Source organism: Janthinobacterium sp. BCJ23, from assembly GCF_059617945.1.
Map to the genome: position 1 here is coordinate 308,352 of NZ_JCAQAW010000005.1, position 21,670 is coordinate 330,021.

The following is a 21,670-nucleotide window of genomic DNA, read 5'->3' on the forward strand; positions in this document are numbered from 1 at the left end:
GTTTCCATGTGCGGCATCGTCGGCGCAGTAGCGCAACGTAATATCACTCCCATCCTGGTCGAAGGCTTGAAGCGCCTGGAATACCGCGGCTACGATTCCTGCGGCATCGCCCTGCATGCGGATGGCCGCTTGCAGCGCTCGCGCTCCACCTCGCGCGTGGCCGAGCTGGAAAAGCAGATCGCCGAAGAAGGCTTGAGCGGTTTTACGGGCATCGCCCATACGCGCTGGGCCACGCACGGCGCCCCTGTCTCCTTCAATGCCCACCCGCACTTCTCACCAACGGAAGAGAACGCCCGCGTGGCGCTGGTGCATAACGGTATCATCGAAAACCACGACGAACTGCGCGCCGAACTGACGGCCCTCGGCTACGTCTTCCAGAGCCAGACGGACACGGAAGTGATTGCCCACCTGGTCGAGCACATGTATAACGGCGACCTGTTCGAGACCGTGCAGCAAGCCGTGAAACGCCTTGATGGCGCGTATGCGATTGCCGTGTTCTGCCGCGACGAACCACACCGCGTGGTCGCCGCGCGCCAGGGTTCGCCCCTGATCGTCGGCCTGGGCAATGGTGAAAACTTTGTCGCGTCCGACGCCATGGCGCTGGCCGGCACGACGGACCAGATCATTTACCTGGAAGAAGGCGACGTGGTCGACCTGCAACTGTCGCGCTGCTGGATCGTCGACGTCGATGGCAAACCCGTCGAGCGCGAAGTGAAAACCGTGCATGCGCACACGGGCGCGGCCGAGCTGGGCCCGTACCGCCACTACATGCAGAAGGAAATCTTCGAGCAGCCGCGCGCCATCGGCGACACCTTGGAAGGTGTGACGGGCATCATGCCGGAACTGTTCGGCGACGGCGCCTATAAAATCTTCAAGCAGATCGACCGCGTGCTGATCCTGGCCTGCGGCACCAGCTCGTACGCGGGCATGACGGCGAAATATTGGATCGAGTCGATCGCCAAGGTACCCGTCAGCGTGGAAGTGGCCAGCGAATACCGCTACCGCGACAGCGTGCCGAATCCGAATACACTGGTGGTGACCATTTCGCAAAGCGGCGAAACGGCCGACACCCTGGCCGCCCTGAAACACGCGCGCAGCCTGGGCATGCTGCACACCTTGACCATATGCAACGTGGCCACCAGCGCCATGGTGCGCGAATGCGCCTTGGCCTACATCACGCGCGCTGGCGTGGAAGTGGGCGTGGCATCCACCAAAGCGTTCACGACGCAGCTGGCCGGCTTGTTCCTGCTGACCTTGTGCTTGGCGCAAGTCAATGGCCACCTCTCCGAAGAGCAGGAAGCGGCGCACCTGAAAGCCATGCGCCACCTGCCCGTCGCGATTGCTTCCGTGCTGGCGCTGGAACCGCAAATCATCGCCTGGTCCGAAGAATTCGCGCGCAAGGAAAACGCCCTCTTCCTCGGTCGCGGCATGCACTACCCGATCGCCCTGGAAGGCGCGCTGAAACTGAAGGAAATCTCGTACATTCACGCCGAAGCGTATCCAGCCGGCGAATTGAAGCACGGCCCGCTGGCCCTGGTGACAAATGAAATGCCGGTCGTCACCATCGCGCCAAACGACGCCCTGATCGAAAAGCTGAAATCGAACATGCAGGAAGTGCGCGCCCGCGGCGGCCAACTGTACGTCTTCGCCGACGTCGATTCGCGCATCAGCTCCGGCGAAGGCCTGCACGTCATCCGCCTGCCTGAGCACTACGGCGATTTGTCGCCGATCCTGCACGTGGTGGCGCTGCAATTGCTGGCGTATCACACGGCGCTGGCACGCGGTACGGACGTGGACAAGCCACGCAATCTGGCCAAGTCGGTGACGGTGGAGTAAGCAGGGCCGATGGTGTATTGCTCTGGTGGCGCAATGTCACCAGAGCGGCGGTCGTCGCACAGGATGCTCAAAGGCCTGGGTCGGTACGAGCACGGTATTGCTCTATCCACTTCACCGACTGTACGATGCCGCCAAATGGAAAGAAATGCAGGCTGACCTCGCCATGTGCTGCTGTCAGGCCGGCGGCCAGGCGATCTACAAACAGATCGGGGCCTGCCGTGCCGAACAGCTTGCCGATCGAGACGCCGTATTTGGACCACATCGATGCGCAGGCGCCCACGCCGCATACTGCGGCATAGCGCGCCAGCACCGCGATGCTCGCGGGGCCTGGTACGCCCACGCGCACGGGATGGTTGATGCCATGCGCGCGCAGCGCTTCCAGCCACGTCAACACGATGTCGGCATCAAAGGCGAACTGGGTGACGATCAAGGGCGTCATGCCGCGCATCTCGATGTTGTGGCACTTGCGTTCAAGCACCTCCCACTGTTCAGCCTTGCTCATCACCGGATGGCCTTCCGGGTGGCCACCCACGCCGATCACCTTCATGCCCGCGCGCTCGAAAACGCCTGTGTCGATCAGCGCGGCACTGTCGGCAAACGGCCCCATCGGTGTGGGTGGATCGCCAGCGATGACGAAGCAGCGCTCGACGCCTGCTTCAACGGCCGCGCGCTGCACGAAGGACTCCAAGCCGGCGAGCGAAGCGATACGGCGCGCTGACAAGTGCGGCATGGGCTCAAAGCCGAGTCTGCGCACAGCCCGCGCCGCGGCCAGCCGCGCGTCGTCATCCTCGCGAGCCAGGTAGGGAATGGCAATGGTGGACCCGGGCAATATCCGGGGCGCCGCCGCGCTCAAAGCAGCAATGTCCTTCGTACTGGCTTCCATCGAATAGGCGTGCGTGATGTTGCTGACCGGCTTGCGCATATCGTGATGCATCAAGGGTTTTACCTTAGCTTCCTTGCGCCATGGCGATGAAGGCCTTGACGTAGTCGATGGCGGTGTCCGTCTCGCGTGCCCCCAGGAAGATCTGCTTGGCGATGCCGCGCGGGCCCAGCCGCACAGGCACCACGTCCATCTTGGTAGCGTATTCCTCGACCAGCCAGCGCGGCAGGGCGGCCACGCCGCGGCCGCTGGCCACCATCTGCAACATGATGTCGGTCGTTTCGATGGCTTTGTGGCGCTTGGGCGTGACGCCGGCCGGCAACAGGAACTGGTTGTAGATGTCCAGGCGCTCGATGTCCACGGGGTAGCTGATCAGCACTTCCTGTGTCAGCTGCTGGGGCTTCACATAGGCTGCCGACGCCAGGGCATGACCCTTGGCCACGACGAGCACCTGCTCGTAGTCGAACACGGGCTCGAATGCCAGCCCCGGCTTGTACAGCGGGTCGGGCGTGACCAGCAAGTCGATCTCGTAGCCGAACAGCGCGCCGATCCCGCCGAACTGAAACTTCTGCTTGACGTCCACATCCACGTCGGGCCATGCGGCCAGATAGGGAGACACTACCTTGAGCAGCCACTGGTAGCAAGGATGGCATTCCATGCCGATGCGCAGCGCGCCGCGCTCGCCCTGCGCGAACTGGCCCAGGCGCTCTTCGGCCAGGTCCAGTTGCGGCAGCACCCGGTTCGCCACCGCCAGCAAATACTGGCCGGCCTGCGTCAGGCGCAGGTTGCGCCCTTCGCGCAGCCAGACGTCGGTGCCCAGTTGCTGCTCCAGCTTCTTCATGCTGTGGCTCAAGGCCGACTGGGTCAGGTTCAGCACGCCTGCGGCGGCCGTCAAGGACCCTTGCTTTTCGACTTGCTGGACGATGCTGAGGTGAATGCGTTCAAGCATTGGAATGAGCCATATTCATGGATGTATGAAATAAGACCATTATACTTCATCGATCCCCGCCGTTATCATCCCTACCCTTGCTGCTGGCATTTGTCGGCCCGCCCGCATCACCCATTTGAAAGCAAACATGACACGTCCACTTCGCTTAGTCGCCGTTTCCGGCGGGCTGCAACGCCCTTCCAAGGCAGCAGCCCTGACCGAGCACCTGATGGACCTGATCGCTGAGGAAGTGCTGTGCGAACAACGCCTGGTCGAACTGGGGCAGCTCGCGCCGCAGCTGGCCGGCGCAACCTGGCGCTCCCATCTGCCCGAGGCGGTGGAGCGGGAACTCGCGGCGGTCGAGCAAGCGGACATCCTGGTGGTGGCGACACCGGTCTATCGCGGCTCGTACACTGGCCTGTTCAAGCACTTCTTCGATTTCATTGACCAGGACGCCTTGATCGACAAGCCCGTCTTGCTGGCGGCCACCGGCGGCAGCGAGCGCCATGCCCTGATGATCGACCACCAGTTGCGGCCGCTGTTCAGCTTTTTCCAGGCACGCACATTGCCGCTGGGCGTCTACGCGACCGACAAGGACTTTACCAACTACCGCCTGCAGGACGAGGCCCTGATCCAGCGCGCCACCTTGGCGGTGCAACGGGCATTGCCCTTGATCGGCTTGACGCGCCATGCGAGATCCGCCACCGCTGAAGAGCTGGTCGCGGCCTGATACGCATCACCACGGTCAATCAACATATTCATCTTTTCGCAGACATCAGGACAGATCACCATGAGCAAAGATTTTGTATTCAGCATCAAGAGCATTGTTTTCGATGAAAACTATCACCCATCGGACAGCACGCGATTGACGACCAACTTTGCCAATCTGGCCCGGGGAGAGCGTCGCCAGGAGAACTTGCGCAATACCTTGAAAATGATCGACAGCCGCTTCAACAATCTGGCGCATTGGGACAACCCGAAGGCAGACCGCTACTCCGTCGAGCTTGAAATCATTTCCGTCGCGTTGAATATCGATGCCGAAGGCGACAATATTCCATTGATCGAGATATTGAAGCCGAACATCATCGATAAAAAAACCAATGAGCGCATCGATGGCATTGCCGGGAATAACTTCTCCTCCTACGTGCGCGATTACGACTTCAGCGTGCTGCTGCCAGAGCACAACAATAATAAATCCACGTTTGGCACGCCGGACAACTTCGGCGATTTCCATGGCAAGCTGTTCAAGCACTTTGTCAGGTCAGACACCTATAAAGCGCACTTCAGCAAGCCGCCCGTTATCTGCATCAGCGCCTCGAGCAGCAAGACCTATCAGCGCACTGAAAACCAGCACCCCATCCTGGGCGTCGAGTACCAACAAAATGAGTTCTCGTCGACCGATGAATATTTCGAAAAGATGGGGATGCAGGTGCGCTATTTCATGCCGCCCAACAGCTCCGCGCCGCTGGCTTTTTATTTTATCGGCGACCTGCTGGGCGACTACAGCAATCTTGAGCTGATCGGCACCATCAGCACGATGGAAACGTTCCAAAAGATCTACCGGCCCGAAATTTACAACGCCAATTCCGCGGCGGGGAAGTTGTATCAGCCCAGCCTGAAGAACCAGGATTACTCATTGACGCAAATTGTCTATGACCGGGAAGAGCGCAGCCAGCTGGCGGTCAAGCAGGGCAAATATACGGAAGAGCACTTCATCAAGCCATACAAGAATATTCTTGAACAATGGTCTGCCAACTACGCGCTCTGATTAAAAAAATAAACGAAAGCATTCATCATGAAAAAATTATTGCCTACTTCCACTGCCGGCAGCTTGCCCAAACCTTCCTGGCTGGCACAGCCTGAAAAGCTGTGGTCGCCGTGGAAATTACAGGACGAGGAATTGATCGAGGGCAAACAGGATGCTCTGCGTTTGTCACTGCAGGAACAGCAGCAGGCAGGCATCGATATCGTCAGTGACGGCGAGCAAACCCGCCAGCATTTCGTCACCACGTTTATCGAGCATCTGAGCGGCGTGGATTTTGACAAACGCGAGACCGTCAGGATACGTGACCGCTACGATGCGAGCGTGCCGACCGTCGTGGGCGCCGTGAGCCGCACCAAGCCGGTTTTCGTGGACGACGCCAGGTTTTTACGCCAGCAAACCAAGCAGCCGATCAAATGGGCCCTGCCAGGCCCGATGACGATGATCGATACGCTGTATGACAGCCACTACAAGAGCCGTGAAAAACTGGCCTGGGAATTTGCCAAGATACTCAATCAGGAAGCGAGGGAACTGGAGGCGGCCGGCGTCGACATCATCCAGTTTGACGAACCCGCATTCAATGTCTTCTTTGATGAGGTCAATGACTGGGGGATTGCCACCCTGGAAAGGGCGATCGAAGGACTCAAGTGCGAAACGGCCGTCCATATTTGCTACGGCTACGGCATCAAGGCCAATACGGACTGGAAAAATACGCTGGGGTCCGAGTGGCGTCAATATGAAGAGTCTTTCCCGAAGCTGCAGAAATCGAATATCGACATCATCTCGCTCGAATGCCACAACTCGCGTGTGCCCATCGACCTGATTGAACTCATTCGCGGCAAGAAGGTGATGGTCGGGGCCATCGACGTGGCCAGCAATACGATTGAAACGCCGGAGGAAGTCGCCAACACCTTGCGCAAAGCGCTGCGCTTTGTCGATGCCGACAAACTCTATCCTTCGACCAACTGCGGCATGGCGCCCTTGGCTCGCCGGGTAGCAAGAGGCAAGTTGAATGCGCTCAGCGCAGGCGCGGCAATCATTCGCGGAGAGCTTTCCTAGCCGGCTGGTGAAGTTACGCCTGCGCCTAAGCCAGGCGCAGCAGCATCACCCGCAAGCGCTCCCCCATCCGTGCCCGCAAGGCTGCGTTCAGCAGCGGCGCCACCTGCGAAGAGCTTTCTTGATGCGCGCCAGCAGGGCATCGGCATACTCTTCCGCCTGTTGGTACCTGGCGAAGCCGAAACGGGCCACGTCGCGCAGCATGGCGTCGCGCGTGATGTCGCGGCGGCCGGCGGATTGTGGTCTTTAATTGGAAGAGTATGAACGCCGCAGTTGATTTTTAAAGTGAACATAAAACTGAATTTAATACGATTAAATTCAATCTTATGTTCATGTGATCCGTCGTCGCGCTATTCTAGAATTCCTCCCACTGTGCCGGCGCGCAGGCGCGTTGCGGCGCCGCTGTCACGGCCACGCGCATTGCCGTGCCGGCCGCTGGCCGCGCGGCAGGCGTTGGCAAGGTCGCCGCTGGCACGCCGCCCAGTTTAAATGCGCTCACCACCTGCGCCAGGGTGGCCGCCTGCTCCTGCATGGCCGCTGCTGCTGCCGCCGACTCTTCCACCAGGGCCGCGTTTTGCTGGGTGACGTTGTCCATTTCGCTGATGGCCTGGTTGATTTGCTCGATGCCGGCCGTCTGTTCCGCGCTGGCCGAGGTGATTTCTTCCATAATGTCGGTAACGCGGCGCACGCTGTCGACCAGATCGGTCATGGTGTTGCCGGCTTGATGCACGAGCTCGCTGCCGGCCGCCACGCTCCGGGTCGAGTCGTCGATCAGGGTCTTGATTTCCTTGGCCGCGGCAGCCGAGCGGTGCGCCAGGCTGCGCACTTCCGTGGCCACGACGGCGAAGCCACGGCCCTGCTCGCCCGCACGCGCCGCTTCCACGGCCGCGTTCAAGGCCAGAATGTTGGTCTGGAAGGCGATGCCATCGATGACGCCGATGATGTCCGCGATCTTGTTCGACGAGGCGTCGATTTGCCGCATGGTCGCCACCACTTGCGCGATGACGGCGCCGCCCCGTTGCGCCACGCCGGAAGCCGTGTCGGCCAGCACATGCGCCTGGCGCGCATTGTCGGCATTCTGCTTGACGGTCGAGGTCAGCTCTTCCATGGATGACGCCGTCTCTTCCAGCGAACTGGCTTGCTGCTCCGTGCGCGCAGACAGGTCCAGGCTGCCCGCCGCTACTTCGGACGAGGCCGAGGCGATCGTTTCCGTGCCGGCACGCACCGTGCCCACCGTTTGCGCCAGGTTGTCGTTCATGCGCTTGAGCGCCTGCAACAACTGTCCCATTTCATCGCGCGACTGCACTGTGATGTGGCTGCGCAAATCGCCCGCGGCCACCGTGTTGGCCACTTGCAGCGCCGTGGCGACGGGGCCGGTGATCGAGCGCGTGATGCCATACGCCAAGGCCGCTGCGATGGCCAAGGCCGCCAGCGACATGCCGATTAGCAAGGTGCGCGTGTTGGCATAGGTCGCATTGGCATTGTCGCCCGCCGTGTTGGCCAGGGTGTTTTGCAAGCTGATCTGTTCAGCAATCAATTGCTTGTAGACGAGCAAGACGGGGCGCAGCTGGCCGTACAGGTAGGCGCTGCTGTCGTCCGGCGTGCCGCTCCTGATCAGTTCCAGCAAGGCCTCCTGCCCCTGCGCGTAGCGCGTGTTGGCATCGTTCATCTTGGCCAGCAGCGCGCGTTCACGCTCCGAATCGAGCATGTTCGCGAGCTTGCCGAGATTGCCGGCCGCCGCCTGGCGCGCGGCCAGGATGGCGTCCGTTTGCTTGCGCTGGTCGGCCGGATCGGCGCTGAGCATCATGTTGCGCAAGGCAATGGCGATGTCGTTGATGTTGGCCGATACGCTGTTGGCGAGCTCAATCTTCGGCATGCTGTCATGCACGATATGGCCGGTGCCCTGGTTGATCTTGCCCAGCATGGCAATGCCCAGGCAGGAGATGATGATCAGCATGGCGCCGATGGCGCCAAAGCCCACGGCGAGGCGGGTGCCGATGGTCAGGTTGGATAAAAACTTCATGGCGGTCTCAATACGGAGGGAATGGTCAAAAGGTCGGCGGCTGCGGATTGGGGGCCGCGCCGCCAAGCGGAGGACGATCCTAGACCTTTTCAGGTGATATTTCCATAGGGCAATATACCTAGTCGCCCCCTTGGATGCACGCCGGTTCCGCCTGTTCTGCGGCTTGCGCGTGTTTTCAGCTATATTGGCAGGCACCCGCCGGGCAGCAGGCCATGACCGGCGTCGCCGCCGATTCGGCAATTTTTTCCATTTTCAGCCTTAGGTCCGCATGACTTCTTTCCGTCTCCGTTTCTTCCCCTTCCTGCTGGCGTTGTTGCTGGCCTGCTCGCTGGCCCCGCCGCCCGCCTGGTCGCAGCCCGTCGACGATGCCGCCACGGCCGACCAGCGACTCGATGGCTTGCGCAAGCAGATCACCGGTATTCAAAAGGCGCTCGATGGCGAGGCGGAGCTCGATGACGCGACCCTGTCGCAGATGCGCGCCGATGCGCTGGCGGCCAGCGCCGAGGCGGACAAGGTGGCCGACGCGCTCGCGCCCACGCTCACCAGCGTGCAGGCGCGGCTGGCCGAGCTGGGCAAGCCGGCGGCGGGGATCAAAGATGCCCCCGACGTGGCGGCGCAGCGCAGCCAGCTGGACCGCACCAGCAGCGCGCTCGATGCGCAAGTAAAACTGGCGCGCCTGCTGGCCGTGGAAGCGACGCAGGCGTCGGAGCAGGTGTCGACGGTGCGCCGCGCGCAGTTGCAGGCGCGCCTGGGCGAGCGCACGGCGTCGATACTCGCCGGCTCGTTCTGGAAGCAGCTGCATGCGGAATTGCCGCAGAACCTGCAACGCCTGCGGGCGCTGGAGCTTGAATTGGCGAATGCGGCAAGCGCCACGCCGTGGTCGGCCTGGGGCGGCTTGCTGGCCGCCATCGTGGCCGTGATCGGCGCCAGCGTCTGGATTTCGCGCTATTTGCTGGTGGTCACGTCCACGCGCGTGCCGCATGGCCGCTTGCGCCGCTCGCTGCATGCGCTCGCTGTGCTGGTGCTGGCGCTGGCGACGCCAGGACTGGTGGCGGAATTGCTGGCCATGGGCTTGCGCTGGGAGGGCGGCCTGTCCGAAAAAACCTCGACTTTCCTCAGCAGCTTGATCGGCATCATCTGTTTTGCCGGCTTTACGGCAGGGCTGGGCCACGCGCTGCTGTCGCCGCGCCGCGTGTCGTGGCGCTTGCTGCCCCTGCCCGATGCGCTGGCGCACCGCATGCGCAATTTCCCGTCGATGTTTTCCTTCATCGTCGTGCTTGTGTGGGCGACGGAACGGGTCACCATCGTCATCAATGCGGGCCTGTCGACGGCCGTGGCCGTCAATTGCATCGTCGCCCTCGTGATGAGCACGACCATCGCCTACGGCCTGATGCGGGCCGAGCGCTGCTGGCGCCAGTTGCGCGAGGCCGATCCCGCCACCCTCGTCACGCCGCTGTGGCTGCGCTGCGTCACGGTGCTGCTGTGGCTGGCGCTGGCGTCGAGCGTCATCAGCTTGCTGGTCGGCTATGTGGCGTTCGGCAGCTTTGTCGCCAAGCAAATCGCCTGGGTCATCATCGTGGTGTGCAGCACCTATTTGCTGACGGTGCTGGTTGACGATATCTGCATGCTGCTGGCGTCCACGCCGCCGCCGCCAGACGCCGCTCACCCCGTGCTGGCCACGCCCAAGGCGCGCGACCAGGCGGCCGTGCTGCTGTCGGGCATCGGCCGCGCCATCGTCGTGCTGCTGGCTCTGATGTTGCTCTTGGCGCCATTTGGCGAAGGTCCGGGCGAGCTGTTCCAGCGCGTCGGCAAGCTGCAGGATGGCCTGGCCATCGGCGAAGTGGCGATCCGCCCGGCCGCCATGATCCAGGCGCTGCTGGTGCTGGTTGTCGGCTTTATCGCGCTGGGCCTGTTCAAGCGCTGGCTGCAAAACAGTTATTTGCCGACCACCAATCTCGATACGGGCATGCAAGTGTCGTTCATCACGCTGTTCGGCTACATCGGCGGCGTGCTGGCCGTGGCGCTGGCCCTGTCGGCGGCCGGCATCGGCCTCGAGCGCATCGCGTGGGTGGCGTCGGCCTTGTCGGTGGGTATCGGTTTTGGCTTGCAGGCCGTGGTGCAGAACTTTGTTTCCGGCCTGATCCTGCTGGCCGAGCGCCCCGTGAAAGTGGGCGACTGGGTGTCGTTAGGCGGCGTAGAGGGCGACATTCGCCGCATCAATGTGCGCGCCACGGAAATTCAATTGGGCGACCGTTCCACGGTGATCGTGCCGAACTCGGAATTCATCACCAAGACGGTGCGCAACGTGACCCTGGCCAATCCGCTGGGCCTGGTGCAAGTCAAGCTGCCGCTGCCGCTGGGCACGGATGCGCAGGTGGCGCGCGCGCTGATCCTGTCCGTCTTTGTCGACAATCCCGACGTGCTCGACACGCCGGCGCCGAATGTGCAGCTGGACGGCATCGACAATGGCCTGTTGTTGTTCAACGCCACCGGCTTTGCCTCGTCGCCGCGCCTGACGTCGGGCATCCGCAGCGCGCTGCTGTTCGAACTGCTCAAGCGCCTGGACGAGGCGCACATCGCGATCGCCAAACCCAGCACGATGGTGCTGAGTACGGTGCCGGCGCAGCCCGAGGCGCCGGCCATGTCAGCCGTTGCGCCGGCGCCCACACCGGTGCCGCCGCTGACGAGCTAGTCGGCACAAGTCAGCGCACGGTCGACCACAGCAGGGCCGCCAGGTACAGGCCGACGCCGAACGCCGTGTGCGCCATCAGGCTGCGCAGGCGGGCGGCGTTTGGGTGCGGCGTCTTGCTGGCTGCCAGGCCGGCACCCATGCCCGGCTGCAAGATGCAAAATGGCGCGGCCACGCTCACGAGGCCCGCCAGCAGCGCCGGCGCGAACGTCGGCTGTTGCGCCCACTCCTGTCCCACCAGCGCCAGCAGCACGGCCGCAAACAGCACGCCGATCATGTAATGGGCCGTCCAGCCCAGGATGGCTTCATCGCGCACGGGCGCCGCCTGGGCAATATTGGTGTGCGTCACGGTGCCGCGCGGCAAATGGCCGAGCCAGCGTCCCACCATCGCAAAGTTCAGCGAGGGAATGCACCAGAAGCGTTTCAAGGCTACTGCCCACACATCCATCACCGCCGTCGCGCCCACGCCGATCGCCAGCGCATCGAGCCAAAGTATTTGCATTGCCGCCCCTAACATTCAATGAATTGCTTGAATGTTATAAGGGTGCTAGCATCGTGTCAATGAACAATGCAGAAATCGATACCCTTGCCAGTCCCGCCGTTTTTGCCCATATTTTAGGCAGCGCGCCGCGTTTGCGTCTGCTCGAGCAGATCGTGCATGGCGAGTACGCGGTGGAGCAGCTGGTGGAGTTGACGGGCTTGTCCGTGGCGAACACCTCCCAGCATTTGCAGCAATTGCGGCGTGCCGGTTTCGTGCAGGCGCGGCGCGACGGCAAGCGCGTGCTGTACCGGCTCGGCAGCGGACCCATCGTGCAACTGCTGGCCGCGCTGGACGTGTATGCGCAGCACCAGCGCAGCGAGTTGCAGGCGCTGGGCCGGGGCGACCACGTGGAAGCGATCACGGGCGACGAACTGCTCGAGCGCATGCGCGAAGCCAGCATCACCGTGCTCGACGTGCGGCCCGCGCAGGAATTTTCTGCCGGCCACTTGCCCGGTGCGGTCAATATTCCTTTTGATGACTTGCAGCGCCGCCTCGACGAATTGCCTGCGAACGCAGAGATCGCCGCCTACTGCCGTGGCCCGTATTGCGTGCTGTCCGTGCAGGCCGTGGCGGCCCTGCGCCAGCACGGCTTGCAGGCGCGCCGTCTCGGCAGCGGCTACGACGACTGGCAGGCGGCCGGCTTGCCTGTCGTCAAGGCGGCGTGATGGCGGTCCCCAACAGCAAGTCGGAACTGATCGAAGCGATTACCACCACGTATGCGAAACTGGCGCAGGAGCTGGCGCGCGTGCCGCCGGCGCTATCGCGGGAGCCCGTGCTGGAAGGGCAAGTGGCCGGCACGCGCATGAGCGTGTGCGATCTGCTCGCCTATCTGGTCGGCTGGAACGAGCTGGTCTTGCACTGGCACGCGCAGCTGCGCGACGGCAAACGCATCGAGGACATCGCCTTTCCCGCCGAAGGTTTCACGTGGAACGCTCTGGGAAAACTGGCGCAGCGCTTCTATGCCGACTATGCTGAACTGAGCATGGACGAGTTGCTGCAGCGCCTGGAACAGGCGAAAGACCAGTTGCTGGCGCTGATCGACGCGCACGATGACGCGCAATTGTATGGCCGGCCCTGGTACACGCATTACACGATGGGACGCATGATCCAGTTCAACACGGCGTCGCCGTATGCGAACGCGCGCACGCGCTTGCGGGCCTGGCTCAAGACCTTGTAGCACCCGCAGCGGCAGGCTTGCACGATTGCATCAGTACGCTCGGAAAACTTTTCAGGCAGGATAGTGGTTTCAAGCGCAACCGATTGAAGGATCACCATGCTGACCATCGCCCTCGCCCAGATGAATCCCACCGTGGGCGACTTCGACGCCAATGTCGCCGCCATCATCGCGCGCATGCAGCGCGCCAGCGAGGAAGGCGCGGATCTGCTCGTCTGTCCCGAACTGTCGCTGTGTGCGTATTACCCGGGCGACCTGTTTGAAGATGCCGCCTTCCTGCGCGGCATGCAGCAGGCGCTCGACACCGTGCTGCAAGCATCCACGCGCTGGCCGGAGCTGGTCACCGTCATCGGCACGGCGCGGCCGAATTCCGGCATCGGCAAGCCCCTGTACAACGCCTTGCTGGCGATGCGCGACGGGCGCATTGTCGCCGAATACTACAAGCAGCTGCTGCCCACCTACGGCATCTTCGACGAGGGCCGCCATTTCGAGCCGGGCCCGCCCGGCGCCTGCACCTTGACTATCGCCGGCTGCAAGGTCGGCTTCATGATTTGCGAGGATGGCTGGAACGACGATGGCCGCGCCTACGCCGTCAACCCCTTCGACGCCCTGCACGCGGCGCGGCCCGACCTGATCGTCAGCATCAACGCCAGCCCGTCCGACATCGGCAAGCGCGCGCAGCGCCACGCCGTGTTTGGCGCCGCCTGCAAGCGCGTCGATCTGCCCCTGCTGTTCGTCAACCAGGTGGGCGGCCAGGACCAGCTCGTGTTCGACGGCGCCTCGTTCGCCATGTCACCGAGCCAGGGCGTGCAATTCGAGGCGGCCCGCTTCGTCGAAGATTTTCCATTGCTGCGCTTTGCCGACGGCCGTTTTACGCGTACCGACGGTGCCGCGTTTCCCGTGCCCGACCCGGACGGCATCCCCGCCGTGGAATTTGCGCGGCGCCAGATCGTGCTGGGGTTACGCGACTACGCGCGCCGCTGCCGCTTTACGCAAGTCGTCGTCGGCTGCTCGGGCGGCATCGATTCGGCGCTGACCCTGGCCCTGGCCGTCGAAGCGCTGGGCGCCGACAACGTCGTGGGCATCACCATGCCATCCGTGTTTTCCAGCACCGGCTCCGTCACCGATTCCGTCGCCCTGTGCGCCAACCTGGGCATCGCCCTCTACACGCATCCGATCCGCGACATCGTGGCGCAATACGAAACCGGCTATGCGCAAGCCTTCGACGGCAAGCTGCAGGGACTGCCGCTGGAAAACCTGCAGGCGCGCGTGCGCGGCACGATCCTGATGGAATACTCGAACGCGTTTGGCGCCCTGCTGCTCACCACCGGCAACAAGAGCGAAATCTCGGTTGGCTACTGCACCCTGTACGGCGACACGAATGGGGGACTGGGCCTGATCGGCGACCTGTATAAAACGGAGGTGTTCGCCCTGTCGCGCCACATCAACGCCAGCGCCGGGCGCGAACTGATCCCCGTCGCCGTGCTCGATAAACCGCCGTCGGCGGAACTGGCGCCGGGCCAGCGCGACACGGACAGCTTGCCGCCGTATCCCGTGCTCGATGACATTCTCAAATGGCATATCGAGGGACGCCGCCTGCCTGCGCAAGAAAGCGCGCAGGCGTTGACCCTGGTCGACCAGCTGCGCGAGACGGACGAAGGGCGCGCCCTCGTGACGCGCATCCTCGGCATGGTCGCCCGCAATGAATACAAGCGGCGCCAGGCGGCACCCATCATCCGCGTGCGTTCGCGCGCCTTTGGCAGCGGGCGTCAATTGCCGATCGCCGCCCACTACCCCACCGGAGACGACGCATGACCCCATCCTACCCTGCCGACGCGGCCATCCTGATCGGCCGCTTCCAGCCTTTTCACAATGGCCATGCGGGCTTGCTGCAAAAGGCCCTGACGACGGCCGCGCAAGTGGTGGTGGTGCTCGGCTCGGCCTTCCATGCGCGCAGCCCGAAGAACCCGTTTACATGGCAGGAGCGGGCCGCCATGATTGCCGCGACCTTGCCCGAGGCGCAGCGCGCGCGCGTGCATTACGTAGCTGTGCGCGACTACTACGATGATGGCCTGTGGGCCGACGCCGTGCGGCACGCCGTGGCGGGCGCCGTGCCGAAGGCGCAGCGCGTGATGCTGGTGGCCTGCTTCAAGGACGCCACCAGCTACTACCTGCACCACTTCCCGCACTGGCAGCTGCTAAACCTGGAGATCGACCCTGGCGCGCCCATCGGCGCGACGGCCATTCGCAACGTGCTGTTCGAGGCGCAAGACGTGGACGTGTCGCTGAGCGCCGTGGCGCAGCTGCTGCCGGCGGCCATCGGCCAGTATGTAAAGGCGTGGACCTTGCTGCCGTGGTACGCGCCGCTGGTGCAGGAATACCGCGCCATCGAAGCGTATAAAGCGCGCTGGCGCGCGGCGCCGTATCCGCCCATCTTCACCACCGTCGACGCGCTGGTGCAGACGGGCGGCCATGTGCTGCTTGTGCGCCGCGGCGGCTATCCGGGCAAGGACTTGTGGGCGCTGCCCGGCGGCTTCCTGGAGCCGCGCGAACGCCTGCTGCAGGGCGCCCTGCGCGAACTGGCGGAGGAAACCCAGCTGGGCGTGCTGGCGCCCACCCTCGTCGAGGCCTTGGTCGGCGTGGCCGTGTTCGACCACCCGGACCGCAGCCAGCGCGGGCGCACCATCACGCATGCGCATTACTTCGATTTGAAGACGCGCCAGCTGCCGGCCGTGACGGCGGCCGACGATGCGGCGCTGGCGCAGTGGGTGCCCGTGGCCGCGCTGCCGGCCATGGAAGAGCAATTCTTCGAAGACCACTTCCACATCCTGAACCACTTCCTCAAGCTCACGCACGAGGGGCGCTGAGGGGGGCACTCCCCCTCCCCGCGCGTCAGGACGTCACGCGTTCCCAGCCATGCTTGACGGCCGCCTTGAACTTGTCCCACGCCGATTGCGGATACGTGTGCTCCCACGTGGAACGCAGGTCCGCTTCCACGTCGTCCCATGGGCGGCCCCGGTAGCTGTCGCTGCTTGCCATCGAATGGCCATAGCGGTAGGCGGGATCGTAATCCTCGAAGCGCGCGCCGGTGGCGACATAGGTGGCGCTCCAGTGACTGCGGTAGTACTGCTCGTCGTCGTAGTTGGTGCCGGGCAGGTTGTCGGCGCTGGGATAGCGGCGCACGTTGGCGCCCGCGCTGGACGGCGGCGGGGCCATGTCGCTGGCAAATTGCTGCGACCCTGGCGCCTCGTTCATGCTGCCCTGCTGCGATGAAGTATCCGACTGCATGCTGGCGCCCTGGCGCATCGCGCTGGCGTCTTGCGGCGCGCCTTGCCAGCCGCCGGCGCGCCAGTGATCGGCGTGCGCATCGATGTCGAGCGGCGCGTAGCGTTCGACGATGTCGGTGGCGCGCTGGATATCGGCGTCGCTGGCCTCTTCCAGGGTCAGCACGACATGCCCGCGCCGCACGGCTTCCGCATAGATGTGGCGGTCGGCGTGGCTGCCGAACAGGTCGGTGAAGAAATGCTTGACGCTGTCGAGCAGGCTGTCGCTGTCGTCGCGGCGGATGTTTTCGGTGGCGGAAAAATCGTCACTGCCCGCATCATGCAGGCGGATGCTGGCGCCGGGGAAGCCAGCCGTGATCAGGTCGTGCCGGGCGCGCTCGGCCATATCGCGCACGGCGAAAACTGCTGCCAATGTATGTGCCATGATGGTCTCCAATCGGTGAACAACGTCCTTCCAGTGTAGGCCGGGAAAAACGAAAGTGGCGCTCGTTTGCCCCCTGGAAATCGTTGTATTCAACAAGTATTGACGACGTGAAACCTCAGTCCGGCGTGCCCACGAAGGCGCGCAAAAAGTCGATAAAGGCGCGCACCTTTTCCGCGATATGCTGGGTGTTCGGATACACGGCATACACGCCTTGCTCCGGGAAGGCGACGTCGGGCAGCAGGCGACGCAGGCGTCCCGCGCGCACTTCCCCCTCCACCTGCCATTGCGGCAGCAGGGCCACGCCGCAGCCGCCCAGGGCAAAGCCCAGCAGGGCCGAAGCGGAGTCGGAATGGATGGCGGCGTCGTCCTGCGCCGTGAAGGCGGCGGGGCCGTCTTGTGTCTGCACGTCCCAGCGCAGCGGCGCGGCCAGGCGGCTGTGCGCCAGCCAGCGCGCGCGCTGCAAGTCGTCCAAGGTGGCGATGCCCTTGGCAGGCAGGCTGGCCAGATAGGCGGGCGAGGCGACGGGCCAGATCGCGTACGGCTCGATCAGCGCGGCGCGGTAGCTTGAATCGTTGAGGGAACCCATGCGGATGGCCAGGTCGTAGCCGCCCGAGATCAGGTCTTCATGCGAGGATGACGACGAGTGCTGGATCTGCAACTGCGGGTGGGCGGCGGCAAAGGCGATCAGCGCGGGGATCACCGTGCGGCTGCCGTATTCGACGGTAGTGGTCAGGCGCAGGGTGCCGCGCAAGCCCTGGTGGCCCTGCCGCGCTGTTTCGATGGCGCCTTGCGCTTCGCTGAGCACGCGCTGGCAATCTTCATAAAAGCGCCGCCCCACGTCGGTCAGCGCCAGGCTGCGCGTGCTGCGTGTGAGCAGAGACACGCCCAGCTCCGCTTCCAGCTGTTTCAAATTAAAACTGACGACGGCCTTGCTCTGGCCCAGCACGGCGGCCGCCGCCGTCAGCGAACCGGCGTCGACGATGGCGATGAAAATACCCAAACGGTCAAGACTGATCATGGATTGAAGTGAGGAGAGGCGGGTTACAGGGCTTTGTCAAAATAGATTTGACAGTGTAATCGGGGCTGGCCCGTTACGCAAATGGCGGTTGGCGCTTAAGCTGGCCGTTTGCCATTTGGAGCACCATGGACTATCGCAAAAAGGTCGCGGCCATCTATCTGCTGGGATTTTTCGTTGACCTGATCAACATGTTCATCACCAGCGTCGCCTACCCCGACATCGGCCATGCCTTGCACGCTTCGGTGGCGCAGCTGGCCTGGATCAGCACCGCCTACATCCTCGGCCTGACCATCGTCATCCCTGCCAGCGCCTGGCTGGCTGCCTATTATGGCAGCAAAACCGTGTTCATGGCATCGTTGCTAACTTTTTTAGTCGCCAGCATCGGCGCCGGCCTGGCGCCATCGATCGAGGCGCTGATCGCCTGGCGCTGCGTACAGGGCCTCGGCGGCGGCTTGCTCATTCCGCTGGGGCAAAGCATGACCTACCAGCTGTATCAGCCTGCAGAGCGGCCGGGACTATCCTCCGTCATCATGCTCGTGGGCTTGCTGGCGCCGGCCCTGTCGCCTGCGCTGGGCGGCGTCATCGTCGACAGCCTGTCGTGGCGCTGGATTTTCTATTTGAACGTGCCGTTTGCCGCGCTGGCGCTGCTGCTGGCCGCCTGCTGGCTGCGTCCCGACCCGCCGCGCGGGGCCGTGCCCCGTCTCGACGTGGCCGGCCTGCTGGCGGGCAGCACGGCGATTTTGCTGCTGTTGCTGGGCTTGACCATGCTGGGCACGCCGGACGAGCTGCTGGCCGGCGCCGGCGTGCTGGCGCTGGGTGCCGCCTGCGCCTGGGGCTACGTGCGCGGTGCGCTGCGCAAGTCGACGCCGCTGCTCAACCTGCGCCTGGCCACCGAACCGCTGCTGCGCATTGCCATGCTGATGTATCTGCTGGTGCCGGGTGTTTTCATGGGCGTGAGCCTGCTGGCCATGCTGTACCTGCAGGGCGTGCTGGGCATGCCGGCGTCCAAGGCGGGCGCGCTGATGCTGCCGTGGGCGCTGGCCTCGTTTGCGGCCATTTCGCTGACCGGCAAAAGCTACCGCCGCGTGGGGCCGCAACCGCTGTTCATCGCGGGCGCCCTGCTGCAGGCGGCGGGCATGCTGATGCTGCTGCGCGTGGCTGCGGCCGATCAGCTGTTCTGGCTGGCCGGTGCGTATGCCGTGATGGGCTTTGGCGGCGGCTTGTGCAGCAGCACGGCGCAAAGCACGGCCTTCTTGCGCACGCCGGACGCGCAGCTGAGCCAGGCCAGCGCCGTGTGGAATATCAACCGCCAGCTGGGCTTTTGTCTGGGCGTGGCGCTGCTCAGCGTACTGCTCAATGGCTTGCTGGCGGCGCAGGGCATCAGTAGCCTTGACGACCCCGCCCAGCATCTGCGTGCGGCGCAGGTGTTTCACTGGTGCTTTGCGCTGGCCGCCGCCTCGTGCTTACTGCCTTTGGCACTGTGCCTGCGCATCGACAACCGCGCCGTTCTCGACCTTTTACAACACCATGGAGTAGCAAAAAAATGACTGCAACGAATCCCTATTTTGACGACGTTTTATCCACGCATGTGCTGATCAGCGCATGGCTTTCCGGCGAGGCGGCAGCGGAAAACTGCGCGCAATTTCTGGCGCGTTTTTCGCCCGGCTTTACGATGGTGGCGCCGGGCGGGATGCGGCTCGATCACTTTGGCTTGACCAGGTTTTTCCAGGGCGCCGGCGGCAGCCGTCCGGGCCTCGCCATGCGCATCACGGACTTGCAGCTGATCCAGGAAAGCGCCGCCGGCGCCACCGTCTCCTACCGCGAATTCCAGTCGCTGCCGGGGGCGGAAAACACCGAGCGCTGGTCCACCGTCGTGTATGACAAAACGCCCGATGGCGCCTTGCTGTGGCGCCACCTGCATGAAACGTGGGCGGTGCGGGCGGATTGATCCTACAGCGTGGCGGCAGGCGCGCCGATGGACAATGGCGCTGTGGCGGCTAGGCTGACAAGGTCCCCTCGTTCATCAGGAGCGCCTCATGACCAAGCAAAAATCGCAGGCCGGCCAGAACCGTCAGTCGGCCGGCCCCACGGAAGACAAAAGCAGCACCGACAATGATGTTGGCAAGCGCGGCAAGGATGCGGCCAGCCATACGAAGGCCGGTTCCGGCAAGGGTGCCGGCGGCGGCAAGAAGCAAGGCCGCAAGCACTGACGCAAATCCCGTGATGCGTGTTCAAGCCGGCTTGGCCGTCATCAGGTAAAACACGACGATGAGGGCGAAGAAGGCGGGCACGCCCAGTGCCGTCCAGATGCGCAGGTAGCGCCAGTACAGCGCCGGCAAGGCTAGCCCGTCGCGCGCGCTGGCCTGCGCCATGTCGCGCATGCGCATCTGCAGCCACACGACGGGCAGCCAGCAGCCGCCCGCCACCAGGTACAGCACCACGGACCAGACGATCCAGCGGCTGCCCAAGGGATAACCGGCCAGATGGGCCAGGTAAAAGCCGCTCAGGGGCTGGAACACCACCGTGGTGGCCGTAAACAGCCAGTCGGCGCGCACCACGTGGCGGCTGACGACGGCGATGGCGCGCACGTCGCGGCTCAGGCTCGTGAACAGCAGGTAGAAGGCCGAGCCGATGCCGGTGCCGAACAGCAGGGTCGACGAGACGATGTGCAGCCATTTGACGATCAGGTATTCCATGGATGTTCCTCCAGTTGGTACAGCAGCCACAGGGCCGCCAGCATGGGCAGGTTTTTCGTCAGGGGACCGTAGGGGTGCCAGAGGAATTCCGGCAGGAATACGGCGATCCAGACGGTATAGAACACGATGAGCGCGGCTTGCAGCGGCCATAGCCAGCGCCGCCACGGCGGGCGCAGCGCCAGGGTGGCCATGCCCAGCAGCAGGTCGAACAGGCAGGCGCCGGCCAGCAGCGGTGGTGCCCAGGCTGGCGGCACGCCGCTGCGTTCGAGCAGGTCATAGCTGTCTTCGACTGGATAGATGCCGGACGAGACGATGGCCGTGGCGATCCATACGATGGCAATCGACAGGCGCAGCACGGGCAGCAGCCAGTCCAGCTGGGCGCGCACGGCCGCGCCGCGCGCGTCGCTGATGAACTGCGCCACGGGCCGCGGCGCGCGCCCCAGCAAACGCCGCGTGAGCCCCGCATCGGCTGTATTGCCCCGTTCGAGCATGCCCAGGGTGGCGCGGTCCGGCATGGCAAAGCCCAGCAGCCTGGCCAGCAGCAGCACGGGCGGCATCAGCCACCGGGGCAGCGGCATGACGCGCAGGCGTCCCAGCCCCATGGCCGCGCGCAGGGCCGCCAGGTAGGCCGCAAACGGCAGCGCCTGCGGCCCCACGACGGGCACGCGGCGCGTCTTCTGGCCGCCCAGCGCGCCCGCGCCGCGCACCAGCGCGACGATCAGGTCGCTTAAGTCGTCCACGTGCACCGGTTGCACCGGCTGCGGCGCGCGGCCGAAGCGGGGATACACGGGCAGGCTGGCCAGCATGCGGAACAGGCGCGCGCTTTCGCCATCGTCGCCATACACGAGCGAAGGCTGCACGATGACGGCGCGCAGCGGCAGGCTGGCGAGAAAATCGTCGGCCGCCTTCTTGCTCAGATGGTAGGGCGAGACGGCGCCTTCGTCGGCGCCCAGGGCAGACAGCTGTATCACCAGCTGCACCTCGCTCTCGGCGCAGGCGGCGAACAGGGCGCGCGGCGCCCGCGTGTGCAGGGCCGCAAACGTCTGCGTGCCATGCTCGGCGATGATGCCGACGCAGTTGATGACGACATCGATACCGTCCAGGCGCGGCAGCCAAGCGGCCTTGGCCGTGTCGCGCGCAAAATCGGCCTCGATCAGGCGCACGCGCGGCTCCTTGCCGCTGCGTGCGTGGGGCGGCGCGTGGCGTGTCGTGCACGCGAGCTGGAAACCTTCGGCCAGCAGCGCGGTCGAAACATGCGTTCCAATGAAACCGCTCGCCCCCGTCAGCAGTATGCGCATCGATGCCCTTTCCTGATGGGAGTTGGATTCGTCTTTTGCGTTTCAGTTCATTGCCGCATTC

At 64.1% G+C, this 21,670-nt stretch carries 20 protein-coding genes; 12 read left to right on the forward strand and 8 right to left on the reverse strand.

Annotated elements, in window-relative coordinates; translation table 11 throughout:
- Positions 1–6: 6 nt before the first annotated feature.
- The gene (gene glmS, locus AC54AG_RS18345; RefSeq protein ID WP_331778185.1) at positions 7–1,836 is read left to right on the forward strand and encodes a glutamine--fructose-6-phosphate transaminase (isomerizing); all 1,830 of its coding nucleotides are present in this window, start codon (positions 7–9) and stop codon (positions 1,834–1,836) included.
- 67 nt (positions 1,837–1,903) lie between these two features.
- On the opposite strand, the gene AC54AG_RS18350 is transcribed toward glmS, so the two are convergent.
- Together AC54AG_RS18350 and AC54AG_RS18355 are read right to left on the reverse strand one after the other, a co-directional pair.
- On the reverse strand, positions 1,904–2,770 hold the full coding sequence (locus AC54AG_RS18350) for a methylenetetrahydrofolate reductase (RefSeq protein WP_331778293.1): 867 nt from the start codon (positions 2,768–2,770) through the stop codon (positions 1,904–1,906).
- A 13-nt stretch (positions 2,771–2,783) separates the two neighbouring features.
- The gene (locus AC54AG_RS18355; RefSeq protein ID WP_331778184.1) at positions 2,784–3,665 is read right to left on the reverse strand and encodes a LysR family transcriptional regulator; all 882 of its coding nucleotides are present in this window, start codon (positions 3,663–3,665) and stop codon (positions 2,784–2,786) included.
- A 127-nt stretch (positions 3,666–3,792) separates the two neighbouring features.
- Between AC54AG_RS18355 and msuE the strand changes: the two genes are divergently transcribed.
- Genes msuE through AC54AG_RS18370 form a run of 3 tightly spaced genes read left to right on the forward strand, consistent with a single transcriptional unit; the run spans position 3,793 to position 6,465 of the window.
- A complete protein-coding gene (gene msuE, locus AC54AG_RS18360; protein ID WP_496631196.1) occupies positions 3,793–4,374 on the forward strand; it encodes an FMN reductase in 582 nt (193 codons plus the stop codon).
- Between the two features lie 60 nt (positions 4,375–4,434).
- On the forward strand, positions 4,435–5,412 hold the full coding sequence (locus AC54AG_RS18365; RefSeq protein ID WP_331778182.1) for a DUF1852 domain-containing protein: 978 nt from the start codon (positions 4,435–4,437) through the stop codon (positions 5,410–5,412).
- A 27-nt stretch (positions 5,413–5,439) separates the two neighbouring features.
- Positions 5,440–6,465: a methionine synthase gene (locus tag AC54AG_RS18370; protein WP_331778181.1), complete on the forward strand. Its 1,026-nt coding sequence runs from the start codon at positions 5,440–5,442 to the stop codon at positions 6,463–6,465.
- Between the two features lie 352 nt (positions 6,466–6,817).
- Here AC54AG_RS18370 and AC54AG_RS18375 read toward each other — a convergent pair whose 3' ends face one another.
- Positions 6,818–8,485: a methyl-accepting chemotaxis protein gene (locus tag AC54AG_RS18375; protein ID WP_496631198.1), complete on the reverse strand. Its 1,668-nt coding sequence runs from the start codon at positions 8,483–8,485 to the stop codon at positions 6,818–6,820.
- Positions 8,486–8,753: 268 nt separating this feature from the next.
- On the opposite strand from AC54AG_RS18375, the gene AC54AG_RS18380 reads away from it, so the two are divergent.
- Complete coding sequence (locus AC54AG_RS18380) at positions 8,754–11,177, forward strand: DUF3772 domain-containing protein (protein ID WP_331778179.1); 2,424 nt, start codon at positions 8,754–8,756, stop codon at positions 11,175–11,177.
- A gap of 10 nt (positions 11,178–11,187) precedes the next feature.
- On the opposite strand, the gene AC54AG_RS18385 is transcribed toward AC54AG_RS18380, so the two are convergent.
- Positions 11,188–11,676: a DUF2938 domain-containing protein gene (locus AC54AG_RS18385; protein ID WP_496631200.1), complete on the reverse strand. Its 489-nt coding sequence runs from the start codon at positions 11,674–11,676 to the stop codon at positions 11,188–11,190.
- Positions 11,677–11,735: 59 nt separating this feature from the next.
- On the opposite strand from AC54AG_RS18385, the gene AC54AG_RS18390 reads away from it, so the two are divergent.
- The 4 genes from AC54AG_RS18390 (at position 11,736) to AC54AG_RS18405 (ending at position 15,756) form a co-directional block, all read left to right on the forward strand.
- Positions 11,736–12,380, forward strand: coding sequence for an ArsR/SmtB family transcription factor (locus AC54AG_RS18390; protein ID WP_496631202.1), 645 nt, complete (start codon positions 11,736–11,738; stop codon positions 12,378–12,380).
- Complete coding sequence (locus AC54AG_RS18395) at positions 12,380–12,892, forward strand: ClbS/DfsB family four-helix bundle protein (RefSeq protein WP_496631203.1); 513 nt, start codon at positions 12,380–12,382, stop codon at positions 12,890–12,892. Before AC54AG_RS18390 ends, AC54AG_RS18395 begins: the two co-directional genes overlap by 1 nt.
- A 96-nt stretch (positions 12,893–12,988) precedes the next feature.
- Positions 12,989–14,704: an NAD+ synthase gene (locus AC54AG_RS18400; RefSeq protein ID WP_496631205.1), complete on the forward strand. Its 1,716-nt coding sequence runs from the start codon at positions 12,989–12,991 to the stop codon at positions 14,702–14,704.
- Positions 14,701–15,756 (forward strand): bifunctional nicotinamide-nucleotide adenylyltransferase/Nudix hydroxylase, encoded by a 1,056-nt coding sequence (locus tag AC54AG_RS18405; protein ID WP_072456057.1) that lies wholly within the window; start codon positions 14,701–14,703, stop codon positions 15,754–15,756. Before AC54AG_RS18400 ends, AC54AG_RS18405 begins: the two co-directional genes overlap by 4 nt.
- A gap of 25 nt (positions 15,757–15,781) precedes the next feature.
- Here the strand turns inward: AC54AG_RS18405 and AC54AG_RS18410 are convergent, their stop codons facing one another.
- A complete protein-coding gene (locus AC54AG_RS18410) occupies positions 15,782–16,597 on the reverse strand; it encodes a hypothetical protein (protein ID WP_496631206.1) in 816 nt (271 codons plus the stop codon).
- Positions 16,598–16,712: 115 nt separating this feature from the next.
- Complete coding sequence (locus AC54AG_RS18415) at positions 16,713–17,615, reverse strand: LysR family transcriptional regulator (RefSeq protein WP_496631207.1); 903 nt, start codon at positions 17,613–17,615, stop codon at positions 16,713–16,715.
- Between the two features lie 125 nt (positions 17,616–17,740).
- Between AC54AG_RS18415 and AC54AG_RS18420 the strand changes: the two genes are divergently transcribed.
- The 3 genes from AC54AG_RS18420 to AC54AG_RS18430 all read left to right on the forward strand — a co-directional run bounded on the left by AC54AG_RS18420 (position 17,741) and on the right by AC54AG_RS18430 (position 19,825).
- Positions 17,741–19,162: an MFS transporter gene (locus AC54AG_RS18420; RefSeq protein ID WP_496631209.1), complete on the forward strand. Its 1,422-nt coding sequence runs from the start codon at positions 17,741–17,743 to the stop codon at positions 19,160–19,162.
- Positions 19,159–19,563 carry a DUF4440 domain-containing protein gene (locus tag AC54AG_RS18425; protein WP_496631211.1) on the forward strand — a complete coding sequence of 135 codons (405 nt, stop codon included), beginning with the start codon at positions 19,159–19,161 and terminating at the stop codon, positions 19,561–19,563. The genes AC54AG_RS18420 and AC54AG_RS18425 overlap by 4 nt, the downstream gene beginning before the upstream one ends.
- 88 nt (positions 19,564–19,651) lie before the next feature.
- Positions 19,652–19,825, forward strand: a complete 174-nt coding sequence (locus tag AC54AG_RS18430) for a hypothetical protein (protein ID WP_161781496.1) — start codon at positions 19,652–19,654, stop codon at positions 19,823–19,825.
- 21 nt (positions 19,826–19,846) lie between these two features.
- On the opposite strand, the gene AC54AG_RS18435 is transcribed toward AC54AG_RS18430, so the two are convergent.
- Together AC54AG_RS18435 and AC54AG_RS18440 are read right to left on the reverse strand one after the other, a co-directional pair.
- On the reverse strand, positions 19,847–20,311 hold the full coding sequence (locus AC54AG_RS18435) for a DUF2269 family protein (protein ID WP_496631213.1): 465 nt from the start codon (positions 20,309–20,311) through the stop codon (positions 19,847–19,849).
- The gene (locus tag AC54AG_RS18440; RefSeq protein WP_496631215.1) at positions 20,299–21,609 is read right to left on the reverse strand and encodes an SDR family oxidoreductase; all 1,311 of its coding nucleotides are present in this window, start codon (positions 21,607–21,609) and stop codon (positions 20,299–20,301) included. The genes AC54AG_RS18435 and AC54AG_RS18440 overlap by 13 nt, the downstream gene beginning before the upstream one ends.
- Positions 21,610–21,670 lie beyond the last annotated feature (61 nt).